This is a genomic window from Hydrogenovibrio sp. JE_KL2 (genome assembly GCF_009296185.1).
GTDB lineage: Bacteria > Pseudomonadota > Gammaproteobacteria > Thiomicrospirales > Thiomicrospiraceae > Hydrogenovibrio.
The window spans coordinates 104557-122021 of the sequence record NZ_WBJR01000006.1; the positions used below are offsets into that span (position 1 = coordinate 104557).

The following is a 17465-nucleotide window of genomic DNA, read 5'->3' on the forward strand; positions in this document are numbered from 1 at the left end:
AGTCTGAAAGCCCGCATATGTCCTCTGTTAAGTTAATAGTCGGTCTTGGTAACCCAGGAGCGAAATACGAACAGACCCGACATAATGCGGGTTTTTGGTTTGTGGAGGAAGTTGCCAGACAATTCAGTGTGCAATTTCGTCCAGAAACCAAATTTCTCGGTGAAGCCGCTCGTATTCAACAAAACGGAATGGACTTTTGGCTTTTGAAGCCGACCACGTTTATGAATCGAAGCGGTCAATCCATCCAAGCCCTAGCAAATTTCTACAAGATAGAGCCCGAATCGATTCTGGTGGCTCATGATGAGCTGGATTTGACTCCCGGTGTCGCCCGCTTGAAAAAAGGCGGCGGACATGGCGGACACAATGGCTTGAGAGACACCATTGCCGCTTTGGGTACAAAAGAGTTTCAACGTTTAAGGTTGGGGATTGGTCACCCAGGTGACAAAAGTCAGGTCGTTGACTTTGTGCTGAAAGCGCCCTCAAAAACCGAATTTCAGCAGATTGATGATGCTATTTACCAAGCAACCCGAGTCTTGCCCGATTTGCTTGCAGGCAATGTCGAAAAAGCCATGAATCAACTGCATACCGAAACAAAATAGCCGTTCAGAATTTAATATTTAGGAGTATAGAATGGGAATTAAATGTGGCATCGTGGGATTACCTAACGTGGGTAAATCAACCCTGTTTAATGCATTGACCAATGCCGGTATTGAATCCGCTAACTACCCTTTCTGTACCATTGAGCCAAACGTCGGTGTTGTTCCAGTACCGGATGCAAGAGAAAATGCTTTGGCAGAAATCGTTAAGCCAGAGAGAGTATTGTCCGCCACGGTTGATTTCATGGATATCGCCGGTTTGGTTGAAGGTGCCTCTAAAGGGGAAGGTCTGGGTAACAAGTTCCTAGCAAATATTCGTGAAACCGATGCCATTGTTCAAGTCGTGCGTTGTTTTGAAAACGACGACATCGTTCACGTTGCCGGTAAAGTCGATCCAGTTTCCGATATCGAAATCATTAATATGGAATTGATGTTCGCCGATATGGAATCTTTGGAAAAAGCCATCCAAAAAGTTCAACGTATCGCCAAGAGCGGAGACAAATCTGCCACGGCAAAAATGGCGGTTTACGAGCGCGTATTGAAAGAAGTCGAAGAAGGCAAGCTGGTCCGTTTAATTGAATTCAACAAAGACGAGCTTCAATTATTAAGAGATTTGCACCTATTGACCATCAAGCCAATGATGTACATTGCGAACGTGAATGAAGATGGTTTTGAGAACAACCCTCACCTAGATGCCGTACAAAAAATCGCAGAATCTCAAGGTGCCGTGGTAGTGCCGATTTGTGCAGAGATCGAAGAACAGTTGACCGAACTGGACGACGAAGAAAAAGAAGAATTCCTAGCTGAAATGGGGCAAGAAGAGCCAGGGCTTAACCGTGTCATTCGTGCTGCTTACGATCTTCTTGGGTTACAAACCTACTTTACCGCAGGTGTAAAAGAAGTACGCGCCTGGACAGTCAAAAAAGGAGCCACCGCTCCTCAAGCGGCAGGTGTTATCCACACCGATTTCGAGAAAGGCTTTATCCGAGCAGAAGTGACGGCTTACAATGACTTTATCGAATACAAAGGCGATGCTGGCGCGAAAGCCGCAGGTAAACAACGTTTGGAAGGGAAAGAATATATCGTACAAGACGGAGATGTGATGCATTTCCGTTTCAATGTTTGACATACTCTCACCACACCAACAAATTCAAATTCCAAAGTGAAATTGAATTAAAAATCTGCCAGGTTGGGTGGGTACTCAATCGACCCCCAACCTGGTAGATTTTGCGTTCTTGTTAACAAAATATGAAGAAAAATAGCGTCAAGCAATTGACAAGATTCATAAACAAATTATAATACGCAACTTCTTTAGGCTACATAGCTCAGCTGGTTAGAGCACATCACTCATAATGATGGGGTCCCAAGTTCGAATCTCGGTGTAGCCACCATATTTTAAAAGCCGTCTTTATGACGGCTTTTTTTATGCCTGAAATCCGCTATAGCCCTTTGTGGACGCCTTGCTTTAAGTCTTTTAACGAATCAACTTTTTTGACGGTATTGGAATTAGATTATTAGGGATAGGGCGGGCTTTAAAAACCATGAAAGCAGGCAAGAAGTTTATTACATCTACCCGGAAACGTTTAAAGCCGAGGTTTGCAAAGATGTTAACTACAAAACGGCACTTTCTGAATTAAAAGAAAGAGGCTTTTTGAAATGTGATGTTGATCGTTTTGATTGCAAACTGCCTTCTAACGCAACGAAAAAACGCCCTCGAATGATTGCTGTTTATGGCGAACTTTTGGGGGAAGTTGATGAGTGATTTTTTTAAATTGTTTAAAAAAACGTTGGGGCAACTGGGGCAGCTGCCCCAAACCCTTGGGGCAGGTAAAACCCTTATAAAAACTGGGCTGCCCCGCTTGCCCCAACTGCCCCAGTTACTTAGTAAAGAATGATATTATTTTTGTCGCTAATGGATATAATTGGTTGGTATCTTGTAAAAATGTAATTAAATTATTTTTGGAGATTTTATGGCAAAGTTTATAGTAAGAGTAGAGTTGCATTCTGCGAACTCAGCGGATTATGATAAGTTGCATAAAGAAATGCAAAGCAATGGTTTTACAGATGAAATAGTATCTAATGATAATCGTGTTTTCAAAATGCCTCCAGGTGAGTACACCGGCCACAAAAACTTAACTACTGATGAGGTTCGGGACTTAGTAAATAATATTGCTGGCAGGATAGTAAATGGTCGAGCAGTCCTAGTTAGTGAGTCTATCGGCAGTAGTTGGATTGGACTTGAGCAGATTAGGTAAATTCTGTCAGTTACTCGTCTAGTTGTTGCTGTAAGTTAATTTGCTGTACTATTGAATAAGTTAGACATAAAACAAATCTCCGTAAGCCCAAATAAGTGTTCCTGTTAAAGCGAATAAGTGCGCTGTTATAGCCAGAATCTTATTCGCTTTTGGTACGGAAACTCCGGCAGGAATGCCTAAACCAGCTACTGTATTTGCATCACTGATGCTTTTTTGGAGTATTCCAGCTAATCTGAACTCAACTGTTACCGCGGCAAAAACCATTAATGCTCCTGATCTTGCAAACCATACTTCCTGCGTTCCAGAAAGTGTAAAGAAGTATGAAAACATTGACCACGCAAAAGCCACAGTCAGCAAGAAGTATTCTTTCCACAATTTACGGTTTAGCATGATGTTTTTAACCCTGTTACGTAATGGTTATATTAAGAATATAATGGGAAATCGTTAGATTCTTGAGTTAATAATTTAAGTAGTTTGGGGTGTAAAAATAACTTGTCTCTTCCCATGTTTATTTCTTTTAAAACACCAATTTTGCAAAGTTCTTGTAAGTAGTTTGATGCTGTTTGTCTTTGTGCGATTTCGGCATCTATGAGGTTTTGTATTCTGCAATATGGCTGATTGAATAGAACCTCTAGAAGTTCATAGCTATATTGTTTTGGCATTTGAGCTTTTATATATTTCTTTGTGTGCAGCATTAATTTATCAATTGCATTGATCTTTTCTAGAGTCCAATTAGAGGTATCCTCTACGGCAGTCAGCATGAATAAAATCCACTCTTCCCAGTTTTGATCTTTAGTAACAGATAGTAATAATCTGTAGTAGTCGTCTTTGTGCTCAATTATGTATCTACTTAGGTATAAAATTGGTAAATCAATGAGTTTTTCTTGTAGCAAGAATAAGCTGTTTATGACTCTTCCAGAACGGCCATTGCCATCACTAAAAGGATGAATTGCTTCGAACTGGTAGTGCGAAATCGCCAGTTTTATCAATGGGTCTAAGTCTATATCTGAATGTATAAACTTCTCCCAGTTTGATAGTAACTCTCGTATTACGGCTTCTCCTTCTGGTGGTGTATAAATGGTTTCACCTGTTCGGCTATTTGCTAAAACAGTACCAGGCAGCTTTCTAACCCCCATGTCTTGATCTTTTATGATGCTACAAATTTTTATGGCAGTATTTGCTGTTAGGGGTCTTTCATTTATATTTTTATAACCCTGAAATAATGCTGTTCTATATCTTAGAGCTTCCTTGGTTGCCGGGTCAGCGCTGTTATAGTTGTCTGAAAATTGGAATAGGCTATCTTTTGTAGTTACGATATTTTCTATTTCGGAAGAGGACTGCGCTTCTAATAGAGGTAGAGTATTTATGAGAACCGATTGGTTTGGCATTTGTTTAGCAGATTGATTTAGCTGTGCTAAAGCAGTTCTGGCAGACGTTACTTTTTTTAGGATGACCTTAGTTTCTATATCGTGTGTTATAGGTAATGTCGGGATGTCGTTATATGGAGTTTCAGGATTCCAAGCCATATTTTGTACCTCAGCATTTAGGTGTTTAGTTTCTTGATGAGGTTATTATGTTTATATTTTTATTTTTTGTAAATATATTATGGTTTTGTATTTATAAAATTAAAAAATATAAACATATATAAACAATATGTTTATATGATAACTATATAGTAAGAACATGTTTACTAAGTTGAGTTTTCTAAACATATATAAACAATATGTTTATATAATAACTATATAGTAAGAACATGTTTACTAAGTTGAGTTTTCTAAACATATATAAACAATATGTTTATATGATAACTATATAGTAAGAACATGTTTACTAAGTTGAGTTTTCTAAACATATTTACACTGTATGTTTATGAGGTCTCTATCATAGTAATAATTATTGACGGTATTTGTAACGGTATTACAGGCTTACTAATTAACTAAATATAATAGAAACAATATAATAGAAACAATATAATACGTTAACTTTGTGAATTACGGTGTAGCCACCATATTTTAAAAGCCGTCTTTATGACGGCTTTTTTGTTAGAAATTTCTTGTGAAATTCCATGGTAGATCAATACACTCAGTCAAAGCTTTAGGGTCGCTTTCGGTGCTAACTTAAGGCTGAATACGGTAAAGAAACCGGTATTGCGGTCGATATTCTAATGAAGTAGTACTGCGTAGAAAATGGTAAGATTCACTACTATGACCTGTGGGTGGAATCCTGCTTGTTGCCAGACTTGTCATTTGGCAGAAATAAAATAGACATTTTTGGCGCTTGCTATTAAATTAGTATATACGCGCATATTATTGTCAGTCAGTACTATTCGAGGACGAAGGATTGATCTTAAATTGGAATGCATATACCCGGCGTTTTGTGCTGTCTGCAGTTATTATTGTGTTGACCGCTGTGTTCTTTCTGAATACCTTTTTCCATTCGCAAATCACCCAAGCTGAAAAAAATCAACTTAACCAGTATGAAGGGTTTTTGCATGAAACCATCAGTAACCTTGTCCGTCAGAAACAAACGACAACGCAAGTATTGGCAATAGCACTTTCCAACTCCATTGATTTCCGTAAAGTTCTTAAACAACGCCCTGCAGACCTGCATGAAAGATTGAAGAAATTCACCGACGAATTGGCTCTGCACACCGGGTATAGATCCATTTGGATTCAGCTCATTGACACAAAAGGTGTGAGCATTGGTAGAAGTTGGACAACAGTTGCTGGCGACAGTCTGGCAATGGTGCGTAAAGATATTGCGGATGTTTTAAAGAATCCTAGAAAAATCAATAACTTCAGTGTGGGCAAGTTCTCACTGACTTTTAAGTCTCTGGCGCCGATTTTTGATAGCAACGGTAAGCTATTGGGGATATTGGATGTCATTTCGCAGGTTGACTCCATTGATCGTGATTTGAAAACTAGCAGTGGTGTGAATTCGGTAGTGCTGGTGGATAGACGTTATCGTTCACAGTTGACCAAGGCGCGTACAGGGATGTTTGTTGATGGTTATTATGTAGCAAATGCGGGTGTACAGAAATCTGTGCTAAATATGATCACCCAGTATGGTGCAGATAAGCTGTTCCGTGCAAAAGGTCATGTGGTTATTGATAACACGCTTGTCATTACCACGCCAATGAAAAACATTCTGGGTCAAAAAATTGCGGTTTGGTTGAGTTTTAAACCGATGAATGTGGTCGATCTTTCGAACACGCGTCAGTTGTATAAGAATTATGCGATGGGAATGGTGGCGACAATCCTGTTCTTGGTATTGTCGATGTTGTTGTTGTTCTTCAAGAAAAAGTCTGATTTGGAACGACGATTCTTCTATCAGGTGTTCGATGAATCTTCGGAAGTGATTTATGTCACCGATAAGCATCGGGTGGTGCAAGCAAACAGACAATTCTTCTCGTTGTTTGATGATATTTCGACCGTCGAGCAGTTTAATGAGAAATTCGATTGCCTGAGTAATATGCTGGTGGAAGAAGATGGGTATTTGAGTCGTTATGTTGACGGTATGCTTTGGTACGAGTATTTGCTACAAGATAACCACAAAACCCTGCTGGCAAAGTTGAAGACAAAAGATGGTGTCAGAACCTTCAAAGTCAGAACCAATATTATCAGCAACAGTTTTGGACATGATTATATCAGTGTACTGCTGACGGACATTACGGAAGAGATTCGATATAAAGAAGAGCTGGAACATCTGATTATCCATGATGAGTTGACAGGCATTTACAACCGCCACTATTTCAATGAAACCTTGGAAGAAGAAATCAAGCGTGCGCACCGTTACCAAGTGCCTTTCTCGCTGATTTCTTTCGATGTTGATTATTTCAAGAATGTGAATGATGACTTTGGTCACGACATTGGTGACACCGTCTTGAAAATATTGACGAAAGAAGTTGCGCGCAGTTTGAGAGACACGGATAAGTTCTGCCGAATCGGGGGGGAAGAATTCTGTATCCTGATGCCGGAGACAGATTTGGAAGAAGCCGCCACAACAGCAGAGCGTTTAAGAAAATCTGTTCAGGAAATTCCTTATTCCGATGTCCCGCGTGCCGTGACAATCAGTTTAGGTGTGACCAAACTCAATCGTTGGGATAACGCGTCGACGCTCTATAAACGTGCCGATGTCGCATTGTATCAAGCCAAGGATAATGGTCGAAATCGCGTCGAAGTGATTGCCAGTTAGACCTCGCGGTTTTCTCCATCCTGCAAAGCTATTCATTCCTGTTGCAAATCTGTTAGCATACGCCTGTTTTTTGTGGAGAAAAGTCTATGGGTATCTTGCCGCACCATCTTTTATATTCCGACGCCCATCTCTGGTTGTTTGTCGATGCCGAAGGCTATGTCACTTTGGGTCTGACAGACTATGCCCAAGAGACTTTGGGTGATATTGTTGAAGTCTTCTTGCCGCAGGAAGGGGAAGAGCTGGCAGAAGGTTCGGAGTTGATGTCTCTTGCAGGCGAAAGAAACCATTTTGAGATTTTCGCGCCGATCAGTGGCGAGGTGATTGAAGTGAATGAAGAGCTCAATCAAAACCCGACCTTAATCAACTACGAACCCTATGACAGTGGTTGGCTGGTAAAGATTGCGCCTGCCGATAGCGAAGAGCTGGAAGCGTTTCTAACGGATGAAGAATACGAGCAGTTGATTGGTTACTAAGTGTTTAGTGACCTGCTGTTAAGCCGTGTGATTAGCATGGCATGATGAAATAACAAACAGGATTGATTATGACGACCGAAACCTCAAGCACGTCACCCAAAGTGACTCTCAGGCTGAAAAAAAACGAAGACCGTCGCCTCAAACAAGGCCATATGTGGATTTACAGCAATGAAGTCGATACCCAAGTATCGCCGTTGAAGAACTTTGAGTCCGGCCAAGTGGTGACGGTAGAGTCGTCCAATGGTAAACCGTTGGGAATCGCTTATATCAACCCAAACACACTTATCTGCGGACGTTTGTTGAGCAGAAATCCTAAAGTGGAGTTCAATCAGGCGTTTCTTAAAAAACGCATTCAAGCGGCATTGGCGTTGCGTGAAATGAATTTTGAGGCACCTTATTATCGTTTGGTATTCGGTGAGTCGGACGGCCTGCCAGGTTTGGTAGTTGATCGTTTTGGCGATGTATTCGTCGCGCAAATCACGACCGCAGGTATGGAGAAGATGAAAGCCGAAATCACCCAGACCATTGAAAACCTGTTTCATCCAACTGCATTGGTCTATCGTAATGACACCGCCAGTAGATCACTAGAAGGCTTAGAGTCTTACGAAGAAGTTGCAATCGGCACGCTGCCTGAAAGCATTGTCATTGAAGAGAATGGCGCCAAGTTTCAGATCCCGGTAGAAAGTGGACAAAAGACCGGTTGGTTTTACGATCACCGCATGGCAAGAAAGCGCATGCAGTCTTTGGTGCAAGGAAAGCGCGTATTGGATGTCTTTAGTTACCTTGGCGGCTGGGCAATGGAAGCCGCAGTTGCAGGTGCTACAGAAGTGGTTTGTGTTGACGCCTCTTCTGCCGCGCTGGATGGTGTAGAAATCAATGCGGAGTTGAACGGTGTGTCCGACAAGCTGACGACCTACGAGGGCAATGCATTCGATGTGTTGAAAGTCTTGATTGGCGAAGCGCAAAAATTCGATGTGGTAATTGTTGATCCACCGGCATTCGTCAAACGTAGAAAAGATTTGAAGTCGGGGTCGGAAGGTTATCGTCGCATCAATGAGTTGGCAATGCGCTTGGTGGAAAACGATGGTGTGTTGATTTCGGCTTCCTGTTCGCATCACATGTCGCGCGACGACCTTTTGCAGCAAGTGCAATCGGCGGCAAAACATATTGACCGAACGATTCAAATGTTTGACCAAGGTCATCAAGGATCAGACCATCCGGTACATCCTGCGATTGCTGAAACCGAGTACCTTAAATCATTCTTTTTCAAAGTCAGTAAAACTTGGTAAAGTATAGAGAACTTTATACGAGATCATGAACGATTCAGAACGGCTAAAATTTCACTCCTTTTTGTTGAAGAGTTTGCTAATAGCAGGCTATTAACTGCACTCTTCGCCGCAACGAGTAAAAATTTTTTCTCGTTCTTCTCTCGCCCCTGACTCATATAAAGATCTCTTCTCGTTTTAATCATACAAAGGTAGTCGGATATATGCCCCAACACCCATCAACGGTATCAATGTCGAATTTGATACTGAAAAGACTGATGCAGAACTGCTTCTGGGATGAAGAAGAGCAGCAGTTGTGGGTGGATTGCCGTAAAGTTTTGCCGGAGCATGGTGTGATGGCGGTTCCAAGTTGGGATCGCATGATGCTGAGCTCTGATCCAATCCCTGATTACCCGAAAGATTTCGCATTACTTTTCCCTTCAGCACACCCTCAGTTGTCCTATTGGCAAAAGCAAATACCGAGTTGGGTGAGAGAAAGTTGCGCGTTGTTTCCGACCCATCAGCTCAAGCTGTTGCATTATGTTGGGCGTTACCCGCAGTTGTTGGAGTTGTTGGATCACTCTCCAGTGCTGGCATGGCGATTAATGACCTCTCATCTGAGTGAAGAGGATGTGGTTTCCATGTTGAACGATAAACGCACCCAACTGGTCGAGCAACTGGGGTGGCCGGGTAAGGTGGAAACTTTCCGTTTTCTGAAAAAACTCCGCTTACGAAAAGTCAATCAACAGATTGCCGAGCAGGTTGATGTCTGTTTACTGGATGAAAAACGTTTGAATGCATTGCAAGCCTTGCCAAGAGTGAATTCAATGGCACTGTCCTTAGCTGCAAAGTTCCCTGAGATGATTGGTTGTCGCCTGCATTTGACGTTGGCTTCCATGCCGTGTCGACCGATGCAATGTCAGAGCATGATTGCGTTGCTGGAAGATGCCTATCGTTTGGCAGAACATTTGGCGCTGCCGATAGCTGAAATCAATAAGATTGCCCACACCCGCTATTTGGTTGAGGTTGAGAAACTTTATAACAGCTGGTTGCAGTCGGTGGTAAAAGGGGCTGAGAGCGAACCAGCGTTAGCGCTAAGCGACGTCCCTAAAAAACTGACATCCTACGAAGCCTGTTTGGCTTTAAGCGCGTTACAGGGGCATGCTTGGTTTACAGATTGGCAGGGTGCAGACAACTCACTAAATGGACTTTACGCCATGCAGGTGAATGAGGAAGTGGTCGCCTTCTTGTTTGATGAAACGCGTCAGGAAGTTTTGAGAGTCCGTCAAATGCAGAACCAGTTGCCGACCTCGGAGCAGCTCAGCCGTATTCATTTGTGGTCAACGCAAATAGCGAATGAAGTGAATAAATCAGCTAGCTGAAAGCTGGATTACGAAAAGAAAATATCAAAAATCTGCCAGGTTGGGGGTGATAAGAAGAGACCCCAACCTGGCATTTTTTTTATGGCAGTAGGGCTTCTGTTCCCATCAAGTCTTCGTAAGTCTCACGAGGGCGAATTACAAATGCTTGATCGCCATCCACCATGACTTCCGCCGCCCTTGGACGCGTGTTGTAGTTTGAGCTCATACTAAAGCCATAGGCGCCAGAAGACATTACTGCTAGGAAATCGCCCGCTTTTAAATTCAACGTGCGGTTTTTACCTAGGAAGTCGCCAGTTTCACACACAGGGCCAACCAAGTCCCAGCTGCAATCTTCGCCGTCCGTTCTAAGCGTGACCGCTTGGATATGATGGTGAGATTGATAAAGTGCCGGGCGAATCAAGTCATTCATGGCAGCATCGATAATGGCAAAGTTTTTGTGGTCAGTCGGTTTTAGGTATTCCACTTCTGTTAGCAATACACCCGCGTTACCGGCGATGGCACGCCCCGGTTCGATAATGATTTCAATGCCTGGTTCATTCAACTTGGTCAGCAGTGCCTGAATGTAAGTTGCGATTTCCGGTGGTTGTTCGTCGGTGTATTGAATACCCAGTCCGCCGCCTAAATCCAAGTGATGGATTTCGATACCTTGTTCAGCCAAGTCGGATTTCAGCTTCAGCACACGTTCCAGTGCATCAACAAAAGGTGCGATTTCTGTCAGCTGAGAACCGATGTGGCAATCAATCCCCTGAATGGAAATGTTCGGTAACGATTGTGCTTTGGCGTACAGCGCTGGTGCGGTGTTAATATCGACACCGAATTTGTTGTCTTTCAAACCCGTAGAGATATAAGGGTGAGTTTTGGCATCGACATCTGGATTGACGCGCACGGAAATTGGCGCGACTTTGCCCATGGATTCTGCAACTTCCTGAATACGATCTAGCTCGGCATGGGATTCGATGTTGAAACAACGAATGTCGACTTCCAAGGCACGCTGGATTTCCGAAGATTTTTTGGCAACGCCGGAGAAAATAACTTTTTTCGGATCGCCACCGGCTTTTAGAACCCGCTCCAATTCCCCTTGTGAAACGATATCAAAGCCGGAGCCCAGTTTTGCCAGTAGGTTCAATACCGCCAAGTTCGAGTTGGTTTTCACCGAATAACAAACTAGGTGAGGTTGAGTACCGAAAGCTTGGTCAAACGCTTTCCAGAATGTTTCCAGTGCTTTACGAGAGTAAACGTAAAGCGGCGTGCCATAGCTGTTTGCCAGCTCCGTCAGGGCAACATTTTCAGCATGAAGGGTGTTGTTGCGATATTGAAATGCATCAAAGCTCATAGTAATCCTGTTATTGTTCGGTGGTTGGCTGGGCGTCGGTTGCTGTTTTTGCCTCAGATGCTTTTTGAGCACGTTCTTCTCGAGCCTTCAGTACGGCGTCTCTTTCTGCCTGGTCTTTTTCCATTTGGGCTTTTTGAGCATCCGTTGGAATGTAAAGCGGTGCTTTGCGTCCGCACCCTGCGAGCAGCAATGTCATTAATGCCGATAGCAGAAGAAAACGACCGATTTGTGAAAAATGGTTCATAGTGCTGTCTCTTTACGCTGCCAACTGTTTTAAAATGGGACTTATTTTAGTATTTTAGCAAATTAGCTGCAAAACATATCAGAGAGTTTTTTATGTCAAATACCTTTAGTCCATCCAAACCGCCAATTGTGATCGAGCCGAAACAATCTCAAGCCGAAAACTGTGTTATCTGGTTGCATGGCTTAGGAGCGGATGGTCATGATTTTGAGGGTATTTTGCCTCAATTGGACTTGCCGCAGGAAGCGGCGATTCGCTTTGTTTTCCCAACAGCTCCCATTCAACCGGTGACGGTGAATCTGGGGGATCCGATGACGGCTTGGTATGACATCAGCAGTTTGAACTTGTTGACGGAAACGGATTGGCAAGGCATTGCCCAAAGCGTTGAGTATATTCACGCCTTGATTCAGCAGCAGTTGGATGCCGGAATCGATAGTCAAAATATTTTACTGGCGGGGTTCTCGCAAGGTGGGCTGATTGCATTGTACGCGGGATTAACTTATGCGCAGCCACTGGCCGGTACCATGGCATTGTCCACTTATTTTCCTGATCCAGAGCAGGCGCCGGAATTTTTACAGCCCAAGGCTGAACAAATGAATCTTCCGGTGTTCTACGGGCATGGTAATGCGGATCCTATTTGTCCTTTAGCGGCGGCTGAAGCTTCTAAAACCACGCTGGAAAAGTTGGGGTTAGAGATTGAGTGGCATGTTTATCCGATGGCGCACCAAGTTTGCTACGATGAAGTTAGGCATATTAGCCAGTTTTTGCAATCCTGCTTGCTACAAGATTAGGACAGGGCACCCCAACCTGGTAGATTTTTATTCGATAGCGTTCAGATATTGCAGTTTGGGGTCGATACAGGTTAAATAGAAGTCAGAAAGCACAGTAAAAAGATAACCAAAAACAACAAGGATTAGCACTAGGTTTTGTATGCCAAATGTCAGACGATTTTTCCGTTACGATGTCGAAATTCCCATCTACTTCGAGAAGGTAGAAGAGCTGGATATTTTGAATCCGGTGTCCAGAACGCAGTTGATGTCTCAGCGGGAAGAAGTGCATTTGGCGGATTTGAGTGATCAAATCAACAGTTATTTGGAAAAGGTGTTTACCGTCGACTCCAATATGATGCATATCTTTCATGTACTGAATCACCGCATTGATTTTATGGCTTGGTTGTTGGATTGTTTAATCTCTAGCCAAGACCCTTCTGCCAAGCATGACTACAAGTTCCGCATTCGTGAAAACAATCGCATGCATTTCCCTTCGATAAAAGATAACTCGAAAGTGAAGTCTCTGATTGAGGGGATGGATGCCTGTATCTCAGGTCATCTGGCGGAGTTGATTGAATCGGTTCAAAACAATATCGAAGGCAAGATTTTCCTATTCCCGCGTAAAAAGCAGCCTGTATTTGACCCAACCTTGTTTGTAACCAATTTGGATTCATTGAGCGGTCAAGGCGTGGCAGCGGCAAAAGTGTTTGTGTTGATCATTGAAAAACTGAACCTTTGGGAAAATGTTTTTATTCGCCTGAAGGAAAGCCGCGAGTTGATTTCAGACCCGGATAACTGGCCGTTAAGGCAGGTGAATTTATCGGCGGGTGGTTTTCGGGCGAAAACAGATGACCTGTTTCCTAAGTTCACGATGTTGAATGTCTTTATGCGTTTGAATGAGGATATTCTCATCTGCCGAGGCAAACTGGTTGCCAGTAAGCCCGCCAAGAACGCGAAAGAGGGCGAGCCAAAAAATGATCTATTGGTGGAGTTTGATTTTCTAAGCTTGGAGAACGCCAGAAAAATCACTTACTTCATTCAGCACACAGAGCTCCAACACGCGATGGAAATGGATTTTGTGTTGATGAAGTAGGCGTTGGCCTAGCTGACCTGATTCTTTTGCGCCGCGCGGCTTTGTTGTGCCAAAGCAATCTTGACGCGGTTGATTTCCACCAGTTTTCTTAACCACTCTTCAAAATAAAGATAGCGGTTTTCAGAACGTTTCAACAGTTCACTGATGGTGATGCCCGGTTCATTCATTGCTAGGCCAATGGCTTTGAGCAGAAGTTTGATGTGCTCCGTTTTCATTTCCGGGAACAAATCGAAATAAGTTACTTTGGTCAAAATCACAGCATCCAGCGCACGGAACCATTGTGCTGTGGTGAGTTGGAAACGTTTGGTCAACTCTGGGTATGGGCCTTCTTTACGCATCTCGATCAGTTGCTTCAGGCGATAGTACTGAAGCAGGTCCGCCGCTGCTGGTCTGAGCAGATTCGGTAACGGGTCGAGAAACCCTGTTTCCATACTATGATTCGTACCCGGCATCTAGCGTCCTCTAAAACTCGTAATTAAGGCATTCATCAAGTTCAAACTCTTGAATCTTATGCTGTAAAAAATCTTGGTCACGACCGTTCGGAAAATCAAAATTCACCGCGATTCGTTCTTTGAATTGGTCGTTGATACTGCGAATGTCGACGACTGTTCCATCAAACTGCAAAACACGTTTTTCTTCAGGGAAAAAGAAAAAGATATCGACGCGTTCAAACTCCTTGAAACGTTTGGTGAACAACATGGCTAACCCGCAAGCACTGACATTGCCTTTCACGGCTCGCCATTGATCTGGGAAAAGCCGCATGATGTTGTCGTCGTTGATTTGGCGGTAAGCTTCCATATAGGTGTCCATCAAACCACATAGCGCAACAATCGCTTGGACCAGCGGGATTTTTTCAAACTGTTCTTTCTGGAAGTGATCCAGTATTTCGTCAATTTTAAACGCATAAGGCAAGTTCGGGTCAGCTTCGAAATGTTGATCGGACGACTTGTCGATACTGTTGACCATCGCGCTCAAAAATCTCAGATACTTTTCTTCTATATGCTTGAAGTAAGTATAGGTTTTAGGGGATGAGTCCTTCAGGGCATTAACCTTAGTGAAGCCTTGCTTTTGTTGATTCACCGAAAGCCAATAGGCAGGGTCTAGACGAGGGTTGATGCCTCGAGAAATTTTCTCGGCACCTTGTCCAAAAAACTCAATGCAGGCAATGACTTCGGTAAAGAGTTCGGTGATCAGAACTTTTTGGTCTTGAACGCGATCCAGCCAATATAGGGTGTCACGTTTTTGTTGTGCAATCAGGTTTTTGATTGTCGGTGGGAAATAGTCGATTCCCGTTGCGAAGATTTCACGGTCTTTGATAGGAGAACTTGGCGCAATAAAAACCCTGACAGGCATGTCGATACGGAAATATCGACGGGAGTTCTGTTTTAGAAACCAGGTTTTCATGCGATAAATTGACTCTTAAATATAAACGATTGCTTAACTAAAGCAATAACCGTGCAAATTAGGGTTTTTTACCTGCTTTATTTTCTTTTTACGCGGTAAATAGCGACTTCACCCAGTAGGTTTGGGATCAATTTCATCAAAATACTGGATTCATGATAACGATTGACCACCGCTCTATCAACGACTTGGATGTGTTTTTCAGCACACAGGTCTTCAAAGTCCTTGAAAGTACAGAGGTGAATGTTTGCTGTGTCGTACCAAGTGTCCGGTAATGCATCATTTTGAGGCATACGTCCGTCCAATAACAGTTGCGCACGGTTGCGCCAATGCCCGAAATTAGGGAAAGTGATAATGCTTTCCTTGCCGATCGTCAGCATTTGATCGAGCAGAATATCAGGGCGTCTGACCACTTGCAGTGCTTGAGTCATAATGACATAGTCAAAAGAGTCTTCATCGAAATAGTCATAGATGTCATGGCTGTTCAAATTGCTTTGGATGACATTGATTCCGGCTGCGATGGCTTGGATATTCTTTTTCGGATCGATTTCCATACCATAGCCGGTGGTGTTGCGAGTTGTTTTCAGATAGCTCAGCAATTGACCGTCACCGCAGCCAAGATCCAATACACGCGACTCGTCTCGAATCCATTTTGAAATCAGTTTAAACTCTGGAGAAAGCGTTGTTTCAGACATCTTGCTCTCCTTTTGCCGTTAAATCTTTTTGCGCAATTTGAGTCAAATAGGTACGGAAGACCTCTTCATAATGCTCATTTGGCAATAAGAAGGCATCATGGCCATGGCGGGACTCGATTTCGGCATAACTGACATCCGCATCATTGTCGAGTAGTGCTTTGACGATTTCATGTGAGCGTTCCGGTGAAAAGCGCCAGTCGGTGGTGAAGGCGATGACCAGAAATTTTGCTGTCGTATGGGATAAAGCTTTCGTTAAGTCGTCGCCATACTCCGAAGCCGGGTCGAAATAGTCTAGTGCTTTTGTCATCAACAAATAGGTGTTGGCATCAAAATTCTGTTTGGTGGCGAACTTTTCCCCTTGGTAGCGTAGGTAACTTTCTACTTGGAACTCGACTTCAAAGTTGTAGTTCAGTTTGCCTTCACGCAATTCACGACCGAATTTTGTTCCCATCAAATCATCGGATAAATAGGTTAGGTGACCGAGCATTCGAGCCAGAGCCAAGCCACGTTTTGGCGTGGTTCCGGCTTCAATGAAGCGTCCATCATGAAACTCAGGGTCAGTCATGATTGCGCGGCGAGCTACCTCGTTAAAAGCGATATTCTGTGCCGAAAGTTTTGGTGCCGATGCAATGACAATGGCATGTTTGATTTTATCCGGGAAATCGATTGCCCATTGCATGACCTGCATACCGCCCATCGATCCACCAATCACTGCTGACCATGCATCAATTCCCAAGTGCTGGCGTAATTCGTTCTGGCTGTTCACCCAATCCTTACAGGTCACAATCGGGAAATCAGGACCATAGACACGACCGGTTGCAGGGTTAGTGCTAGCAGGGCCAGAAGAGCCATGACAGCCCCCTAGATTGTTGGAGCAAACGACAAAGAATTGGTCAGTATCAATGACCTTTCCTGGGCCGATATAGTCATCCCACCAACCAGGGTTTTTATCCCCTTCATGAAAGCCCGCGACATGCTGATGACCGCTCAAGGCATGGCATATCAGAATAGCATTTGATTTCTCCGCGTTAAGGGAGCCATAAGTTTCATAAGCAATGTCGTATTCAGACAATACGGAACCGCACACCATGTTTAAAGGTGTGGAGACATGCAATGTTTGGGAACTGACGATACCGACCGATTTCATGGGCGTTATTTTACTCGATTCTATAGGGGATTAAGAAACTAATCCTTGGCCGATTTGTGCAATGGAACCGACTACAACGATTTGAATAAGTTTGATGACAAGAATCGCAACCAGAGGCGATAAATCCAATCCGCTAATCGTAGGAACGACACGCTGAAATGGACGCAATATCGGTTCTGCAAGTTGATAGAAGATCGCCACATTCGGGTTATAGCCCTGAACCACCCAGCTCAAAATGGCTTGAATGATGATAATCCAGAACATCATGTCCAATATTTGATTTAACAGTTCGGTAATGGAATAGATGACAATCAGCAGGATACTGTAGTCACGACCCCCTAACCAGCCAATCAGGTAGGCGGAAATACCTTCAATTACCAATGCAGTGAGTAGGGCACTCCAGTCCCAACGTCCTCTTAGCGCAAGTACTTTATTGAACGGCACGCAAAGTGGATTGGTGATTTTTGCGATAAAAGTGACAATGGGGTGGCGCCAATCAACATAAGCTGCTCTAAGTAAGAATCTTAGAATCAGCGAGAATACGATTAATCCGGCAATAAACTGGATTAAGAACAATCCGCCTTGACCTACTGGTGACATAATCTTCTCCGTTTGTGTGT

The 17465-nt window shown here is 43.4% G+C and carries 18 protein-coding genes and 1 tRNA gene; 10 read left to right on the forward strand and 9 right to left on the reverse strand.

The features are described from left to right. Positions 1–17 precede the first annotated feature (17 nt). The 4 genes from pth (at position 18) to F8R13_RS10700 (ending at position 2851) form a co-directional block, all read left to right on the forward strand. Positions 18–599: an aminoacyl-tRNA hydrolase gene (pth, locus tag F8R13_RS10685; RefSeq protein WP_152834401.1), complete on the forward strand. Its 582-nt coding sequence runs from the start codon at positions 18–20 to the stop codon at positions 597–599. 31 nt (positions 600–630) lie between these two features. After that, entirely contained in the window at positions 631–1722 is a 1092-nt protein-coding gene (gene ychF, locus F8R13_RS10690; protein WP_152834403.1) for a redox-regulated ATPase YchF, read from the forward strand. 188 nt (positions 1723–1910) lie between these two features. After that, positions 1911–1987 (forward strand) — tRNA-Met (locus F8R13_RS10695). A gap of 579 nt (positions 1988–2566) precedes the next feature. Then, on the forward strand, positions 2567–2851 hold the full coding sequence (locus F8R13_RS10700) for a hypothetical protein (protein ID WP_152834405.1): 285 nt from the start codon (positions 2567–2569) through the stop codon (positions 2849–2851). Positions 2852–2911: 60 nt separating this feature from the next. Here the strand turns inward: F8R13_RS10700 and F8R13_RS10705 are convergent, their stop codons facing one another. Further along, positions 2912–3241: a hypothetical protein gene (locus F8R13_RS10705; protein ID WP_152834407.1), complete on the reverse strand. Its 330-nt coding sequence runs from the start codon at positions 3239–3241 to the stop codon at positions 2912–2914. A 32-nt stretch (positions 3242–3273) separates the two neighbouring features. Next, positions 3274–4377, reverse strand: a complete 1104-nt coding sequence (fic, locus tag F8R13_RS10710) for a protein adenylyltransferase Fic (protein WP_152834409.1) — start codon at positions 4375–4377, stop codon at positions 3274–3276. 814 nt (positions 4378–5191) lie between these two features. Here fic and F8R13_RS10715 point away from each other — a divergent pair. The 4 genes from F8R13_RS10715 to F8R13_RS10730 all read left to right on the forward strand — a co-directional run bounded on the left by F8R13_RS10715 (position 5192) and on the right by F8R13_RS10730 (position 10165). Further along, positions 5192–7045, forward strand: a complete 1854-nt coding sequence (locus tag F8R13_RS10715) for a diguanylate cyclase (protein ID WP_152834411.1) — start codon at positions 5192–5194, stop codon at positions 7043–7045. A gap of 86 nt (positions 7046–7131) precedes the next feature. Next, positions 7132–7518 (forward strand): glycine cleavage system protein GcvH, encoded by a 387-nt coding sequence (gene gcvH, locus F8R13_RS10720; protein WP_152834413.1) that lies wholly within the window; start codon positions 7132–7134, stop codon positions 7516–7518. Between the two features lie 68 nt (positions 7519–7586). Beyond that, complete coding sequence (locus F8R13_RS10725) at positions 7587–8807, forward strand: class I SAM-dependent rRNA methyltransferase (RefSeq protein ID WP_152834415.1); 1221 nt, start codon at positions 7587–7589, stop codon at positions 8805–8807. 227 nt (positions 8808–9034) lie between these two features. Next, positions 9035–10165, forward strand: a complete 1131-nt coding sequence (locus F8R13_RS10730) for a hypothetical protein (RefSeq protein ID WP_152834417.1) — start codon at positions 9035–9037, stop codon at positions 10163–10165. Positions 10166–10244: 79 nt separating this feature from the next. On the opposite strand, the gene lysA is transcribed toward F8R13_RS10730, so the two are convergent. Together lysA and F8R13_RS11575 are read right to left on the reverse strand one after the other, a co-directional pair. Continuing rightward, positions 10245–11498, reverse strand: a complete 1254-nt coding sequence (lysA, locus tag F8R13_RS10735) for a diaminopimelate decarboxylase (protein WP_152834420.1) — start codon at positions 11496–11498, stop codon at positions 10245–10247. Positions 11499–11508: 10 nt separating this feature from the next. Beyond that, complete coding sequence (locus tag F8R13_RS11575) at positions 11509–11742, reverse strand: lipoprotein (protein WP_152834422.1); 234 nt, start codon at positions 11740–11742, stop codon at positions 11509–11511. 92 nt (positions 11743–11834) lie between these two features. On the opposite strand from F8R13_RS11575, the gene F8R13_RS10745 reads away from it, so the two are divergent. Beyond that, the gene (locus F8R13_RS10745) at positions 11835–12530 is read left to right on the forward strand and encodes an alpha/beta hydrolase (RefSeq protein WP_152834424.1); all 696 of its coding nucleotides are present in this window, start codon (positions 11835–11837) and stop codon (positions 12528–12530) included. Between the two features lie 139 nt (positions 12531–12669). Beyond that, entirely contained in the window at positions 12670–13602 is a 933-nt protein-coding gene (locus F8R13_RS10750; protein WP_152834426.1) for a hypothetical protein, read from the forward strand. A gap of 8 nt (positions 13603–13610) precedes the next feature. On the opposite strand, the gene F8R13_RS10755 is transcribed toward F8R13_RS10750, so the two are convergent. The 5 genes from F8R13_RS10755 to F8R13_RS10775 form a co-directional block, all read right to left on the reverse strand. Further along, positions 13611–14054 carry a hypothetical protein gene (locus tag F8R13_RS10755; RefSeq protein ID WP_216642630.1) on the reverse strand — a complete coding sequence of 148 codons (444 nt, stop codon included), beginning with the start codon at positions 14052–14054 and terminating at the stop codon, positions 13611–13613. Positions 14055–14064: 10 nt separating this feature from the next. Beyond that, the gene (locus tag F8R13_RS10760) at positions 14065–15006 is read right to left on the reverse strand and encodes a PilZ domain-containing protein (protein ID WP_152834427.1); all 942 of its coding nucleotides are present in this window, start codon (positions 15004–15006) and stop codon (positions 14065–14067) included. 77 nt (positions 15007–15083) lie between these two features. Beyond that, the gene (gene metW / locus F8R13_RS10765; protein WP_152834429.1) at positions 15084–15698 is read right to left on the reverse strand and encodes a methionine biosynthesis protein MetW; all 615 of its coding nucleotides are present in this window, start codon (positions 15696–15698) and stop codon (positions 15084–15086) included. Next, positions 15691–16845, reverse strand: a complete 1155-nt coding sequence (locus tag F8R13_RS10770; protein ID WP_152834431.1) for a homoserine O-acetyltransferase — start codon at positions 16843–16845, stop codon at positions 15691–15693. The genes metW and F8R13_RS10770 overlap by 8 nt, the downstream gene beginning before the upstream one ends. Positions 16846–16875: 30 nt before the next feature. Further along, a complete protein-coding gene (locus tag F8R13_RS10775) occupies positions 16876–17445 on the reverse strand; it encodes a YggT family protein (RefSeq protein ID WP_152834433.1) in 570 nt (189 codons plus the stop codon). Between the last annotated feature and the right edge of the window lie 20 nt (positions 17446–17465).